The 5,101-nt window shown below is 70.9% G+C and carries 5 protein-coding genes; all 5 read left to right on the top strand.

Annotation, left to right across the window (positions count from 1 at the left end; genetic code table 11):
- A partial coding sequence (locus BGN97_RS07765) for an FHA domain-containing protein (RefSeq protein ID WP_292699734.1) occupies positions 1-694 on the top strand: 694 nt, incomplete at its 5' end.
- Positions 691-2,349 carry a serine/threonine-protein kinase gene (locus tag BGN97_RS07760; protein ID WP_292699731.1) on the top strand — a complete coding sequence of 553 codons (1,659 nt, stop codon included), beginning with the start codon at positions 691-693 and terminating at the stop codon, positions 2,347-2,349. The genes BGN97_RS07765 and BGN97_RS07760, both read left to right, overlap by 4 nt.
- Positions 2,346-3,062 (top strand): hypothetical protein, encoded by a 717-nt coding sequence (locus tag BGN97_RS07755; protein WP_292699934.1) that lies wholly within the window; start codon positions 2,346-2,348, stop codon positions 3,060-3,062. Before BGN97_RS07760 ends, BGN97_RS07755 begins: the two co-directional genes overlap by 4 nt.
- 87 nt (positions 3,063-3,149) lie before the next feature.
- Positions 3,150-4,502 (top strand): type VII secretion integral membrane protein EccD, encoded by a 1,353-nt coding sequence (eccD, locus tag BGN97_RS07750; protein ID WP_292699727.1) that lies wholly within the window; start codon positions 3,150-3,152, stop codon positions 4,500-4,502.
- Between the two features lie 3 nt (positions 4,503-4,505).
- A partial coding sequence (locus BGN97_RS07745; protein WP_292699724.1) for a type VII secretion protein EccB occupies positions 4,506-5,101 on the top strand: 596 nt, incomplete at its 3' end.

The raw sequence follows: 5,101 nt of genomic DNA, 5'->3' as shown, positions 1-5,101 counted from the left end.
GATCACGCCCGACCTGGGCGCGACGATCACGCCCGACCTGGGCGCGACGATCACGCCCGACCTGGACGCGACGATCACGCCCGACGTGGCCGCCACGATCGCCCCTCCCGCGGCGGACGAGGACTCCCCGCACGTGGCCGAGACCATGGCGGGCTTCGTCACGCCGATCCCGCCGGCACCCCCGCTCCCCGGGGCAGTGTTGCAGACCGACCCGGAGGGTGACATCGGCGACCACGACGGCGCGACGATCTCGCTGGCCGAGGCCAGGCGCCTGCGCGCCGAGGCCGCGACCTCCGCGCCCGACGCCCCGACCGAGGCCATCCCGGTCTTCGAGAACGCGCCCGTCGCGGCATCCGGCGCCCGCATCCGGCTCTCCACGGGGCAGGTCGTCGATCTGGACCGCACGGTGATCATCGGGCGCAAGCCGCGCTCCACCCGCACCAGCGGCAGCACCATGCCGCACCTGATCGCGGTCGACAGCCCGGAGTCCGACATCTCCCGCAACCACCTCGAGGTGCGCCCCGAGGGCGACTCGGTCGTGGTCATCGACCTGCACACGACCAACGGCTCCACTCTGCTGCGTCCCGGCGCCGACCCGGTGCGCCTGCATCCGGGCGAGCAGACCCTGGTGCTGCACGGCGACGTCATCGATGTGGGAGACGGCGTGACCGTCACCGTCGAGGAGCTGCGATGACGCGCGCTCCCTCTCCGCCTCCCGAGCTGCAGGGGTTCGAGTACCTCCGGCCGCTCGGCACCGGCGGGTTCGCCGACGTGTTCCTCTACGAGCAGCAGCTGCCCAAGCGAGAGGTCGCGGTCAAGGTGCTGCTGGCCGACCGGCTGAGCGCCGGAGCCGCGGAGGAGTTCACCAACGAGGCGAACGTGATGGCGATGCTGTCGACGCATCCCGCCATCGTCACGATCTACCAGGCCGGCGTCGCCGCCGACGGCCGCCCGTACATCGTGATGGAGTACTGCCCCAAGCCGAACCTGCAGGTGCGGACCCGCAAGGAGCCGTTCTCGGTGGCCGAGGCGCTGCGCGTCGGCGTGCAGGTCAGCGGCGCCGTCGAGACCGCGCACCGCGCGGGCGTGCTGCACCGCGACATCAAGCCCGCGAACATCCTCGTCACGGTCTACAACAGGCCGGCCCTCACCGACTTCGGCATCGCGTCGACCACCGCCGCCGACAGCGAGGCAGCGGGCATGTCGATTCCGTGGTCGCCGCCGGAGTCCTTCGCCGAGAACCCGACCACCGGCGTGCGCACCGACGTGTACGCGCTGGGGGCGACGGTGTTCACGCTGCTCTCCGGCCGTTCGCCGTTCGAGCGCAAGGGCGAGCGCAACTCCAGCGCCGATCTGATCGAGCGCATCGAGCGCATGGCCGTTCCGAAGGTGGATCGCGCCGACGTGCCCGACAGCCTGCAGGCGGTGCTGGCACGGGCGATGGCCAAGCGGCCCGAGGACCGCTACCCGAGTGCGGTGGCGTTCGCCCGTGCGCTGCAGAAGGTGCAGATCGAGCTCGCGCACTCCGTGACGCCGATCGACATCGTCGACGAGCACCCCTCGCACGAGGAGCTGGAGGACGACGACGACGGTCTGACGCGCGTCCGCGAGGTCCGTTCGATCAACCCGGACACGCAGTCGGCCACGCGCCCCTCCGCGACCACCGTGCGGAAGCAGCCGAGCACGCCCGACGTGCCGCGATTCGACCGTCCGTCGGCGGATGCGCTGGAAGAGACGCAGATGCGCACGCAGCGGCGCGGAGCCGCCGCGCCCGCGACCGCCGATGCCGATGACGACGACGCCACGGTGCTGCGCGGCGGACCCAAGATGGTCGCACCGCACGCTCCGGCCGCCGCGCAGGCGACCCAGGCGGATGCCGTGCAGCCGGGCGCCCAGGCATCCGACGATCTCTTCGAGACCGGACGCCGCCGCGGCGGCATGCCGTGGTGGGGCTGGCTCATCGCGGTCGTCGGCGTCGTCGCCGTGGTGCTGGGCATCGTCTTCGCCAGCACGCTGGCCGGGGGGCTGACGCCCACGCCCGACAAGACCACCTCAGCGCCGCCGCAGCCGAAGGACCCCATCGCGGGCCTCGTGCCGAACGTCGCCGATCTGAAGGGCACCAGCGATGCCGGTGTCGTGACGTTCACCTGGACCAACCCGGACCCCGAGAAGGGCGACTCGTACATCTGGTACGAGTACACCCTGGACGGGCCGGGTACTCTGCAGACGACGGAGAAGACCAGCGTCACCCTGGACGGAGCACGTACCGGGGCGACCTGCGTCGAGGTGCTGATCAAGAGGGCTGACGGGCGTTCCTCGCCTGATCCGGTCAGGGGGTGCGTGGGCTGATGGACATCACGGTGGAGTACGCGGGGGAGTACTTCGCGCTCGATCCCGACGAGCCGTTCCACGTCGGCAGGCAGGGCGACCTCGAGCTCGACGACAATCTCTTCCTGCACAGGAACTTCCTGGAGATCTCGAACACCGACGGGCTGTGGTGGCTGTCCAACGTCGGAGCGCGGCTCACCGCGACGGTGACGGACTCCTCGGGAGGAGTCAACGCCTGGCTCGCGCCCGGTGCGCGACTGCCGATCGTCTTCGAACAGACCACGGTGGTGTTCACCGCCGGTCCGACCACGTACGAGTTCACGATCCACGCGAAGGGCCCGGCGTTCCGCATCGCGCCCCGCGAGGCGGCCGACGGCGGCCAGTCGACGATCGGGCACGTGCCGCTGACCGAGAGCCAGAAGCTGCTGATCCTGGCGCTGGCGGAGCCGGTGCTGCGCCGCGAGGGAACCGGTACGAGCGAGATCCCCAGCTCCGCGAAGGCCGCGGAACGACTGGGGTGGACGAGCACGCGGTTCAACCGCAAGCTCGACAACGTCTGCGACAAGTTCGACCGCATCGGCGTCCAGGGCATGCGCGGCGGGCAGGGCAAGCTCGCGACCAATCGCCGTGCGCGCCTGGTCGAGCACGCGGTGTCGAGCCGGCTGGTCACCAGGGACGATCTGGCGCTGCTGGACGCCCCGGTTCTCGTCCCCGACGACGACGTCGACGCCTAGTCCGACGCACCGGTCGGCCGGACGCCACAAGGAGCAGATCGAGCGCGCGATAGTGTGAAACGCGCGGTTCAACGAAAGCAGGGATTCATGTCGCCCCAGACGACGGCTGTCGCGCAGTCGCAGCTCGTGCGCCTCTCGGTGCAGTGGGAGTCCGAGCGCATCGACGTGGGCGTGCCCGGCGGCGTCCCGGTCGCGGAGGTGCTCCCGTCGCTGACGCGACGTCTGCGGATGCTGGACAGCATGTCGGCATCCGCGGGGTTCCGTCTCGTCAGGGCAGACGGCTCCGCGCTGGATCCCGACCGCACGCTCACCGCGCAGACCGTGCACGACGGCGACTTCCTCGTGCTCGAGCAGGGCGCGAGCGCCGCAGTGCCCAAGCGCTATGACGACCTGGTCGAGGCCGTCGCCGACGTCGTGGAGGAGAACGCGCCCGCCTGGTCGGTGCAGAACTCCGTGACCACGGCGACCGTGGTGGCATCCGTGCTGCTGCTGCTGGGCCTCGTCCCGGCGGTGTGGGCCTGGGTCGACTCGGGCTCGATCATCACCGCCGCCGGCGCCGGAGCCGCCGCCGTCGTGCTCATGATCTGCGCGCTCGTGATGGACCGCACCGGCGCGCCCACCCAGGCGTCCATGTCCCTCGCGCTCGTCTCCTCGCTGTTCGCCGGCGTCGCGGGATACACCGCGCTGCCGGGCGGCCCCGGCTGGGCGCTGCCGATCGTCGTCGGCAGCGCCGCGATGCTGGTCTTCGGCGTCGTCACCATGCTGGCGCTGAAGAGCCGCCGGGAGTACGGTCTCATCCCGGTCGCGCTCGGCGTCGTGTTCCTCGTGATCGGCGCCGTCATCACCTGGCTCGGCGCGCCCGTCCCCGCGACCCTGGCCGCTGCGATGGCGGTCGCCGGCATCGCGGGACTCGGCGCCCCGTGGATGGCGCTGGCCTCCGTGCCGCTGCGCGTCGTCTCGGCGCGGGACGACTCCGAGGTCTACGACGCCCCCGCGCACATCTCGCCGGAGCAGGTCGCCAAGCTCTACGTCCGTGCCCACCGCTACCAGGTGTCGCTGCGCATCGCGCTCTGCCTGATCGTGCTGGTCGCGACCGTCCCCGTCGTCGCATCCGGGTTCTGGGGTCTGCTGCTGTGCGCGGTGACCTACGCCGGCATGTTCCTGGGCACCAGGCAGGTGTACTCCCGCTTCGACATCGTGATCGTGGTCGCGGGCGTGCTGCTCGGCGTGGCCCTCGTGATCGTCGCGGCCGTCATCTCCCACCCCGGCTGGATCGGCGGCCTGGTCATCGCGCTGGCCGTCGCGGCCGTCTGCGTCATCGTGATCGTGCTGCTCAGCTCGAAGGTGCGGCTCGGCCTGACCCGCTTCGCCGACTTCGCCGAGTGGGCGACGATCGCCCTGCTGCTCCCCCTGGCCATCATCGCCGGAGGCTGGTTCTGATCCATGGCATCCAAGACCGAGCTGCTCCAGGCCCAGGCCTTCAACCGCCGACGACTCCAGACCGCCTTCACCAGCGGAGCGCCTGGCGGACGTGAACTGCCCCCGGGCAAGCCGCTGCGCGGCGTGGTCGTCAGCATCGCCCTCGGCATCCTGACGATCATCGTCTCCCTGCTGATCGGCACGTTCACCGGCAACCTGCCGAAGGACTGGAGCAAGGGCGCGATCATCGTCGTGCAGGGCGAGGGATCGCGCTACGTCGCCATCGGCGAGACGCTGTACCCGGTCAGGAACCTGGCGAGCGCCCGCCTGCTGAGCGGCACGACGAAGATCACCTCAGTGCCCGCGAGCAAGCTCGACGACATCAAGCGCGACCCGATGCCGGTGGGCATCGAGGACGCCCCCGACTACCTGCCCGCCCCGGATCGGCAGTACACCGGCGCCTGGCTCAGCTGCGTGGCCTCAGACGCCCCGCTGGAGATCTCGACCCGCCTGCTCGGCGATCGGCCGGGTGCGGCGAATCAGGCCGCGCTCGTGAAGGACGACGACGGCGGCTACTGGTTCGTGCAGGGCGATCGGCGGTACAAGGTCGACAAGGAGAA

Source organism: Microbacterium sp. 69-10, from assembly GCF_001897945.1.
Lineage (GTDB): Bacteria > Actinomycetota > Actinomycetes > Actinomycetales > Microbacteriaceae > Microbacterium.
Note: the sequence above shows the minus strand (reverse complement) of the source record. Positions and strands in the feature narration are given on the sequence as shown.

Excerpts from the sequence above, each read along its gene's own strand:
- eccD (WP_292699727.1), top strand. The coding sequence starts at position 3,150 with ATGTCGCCCCAGACGACGGCTGTCGCGCAGTCGCAGCTCGTGCGCCTC.
- BGN97_RS07760 (WP_292699731.1), top strand. The coding sequence starts at position 691 with ATGACGCGCGCTCCCTCTCCGCCTCCCGAGCTGCAGGGGTTCGAGTAC.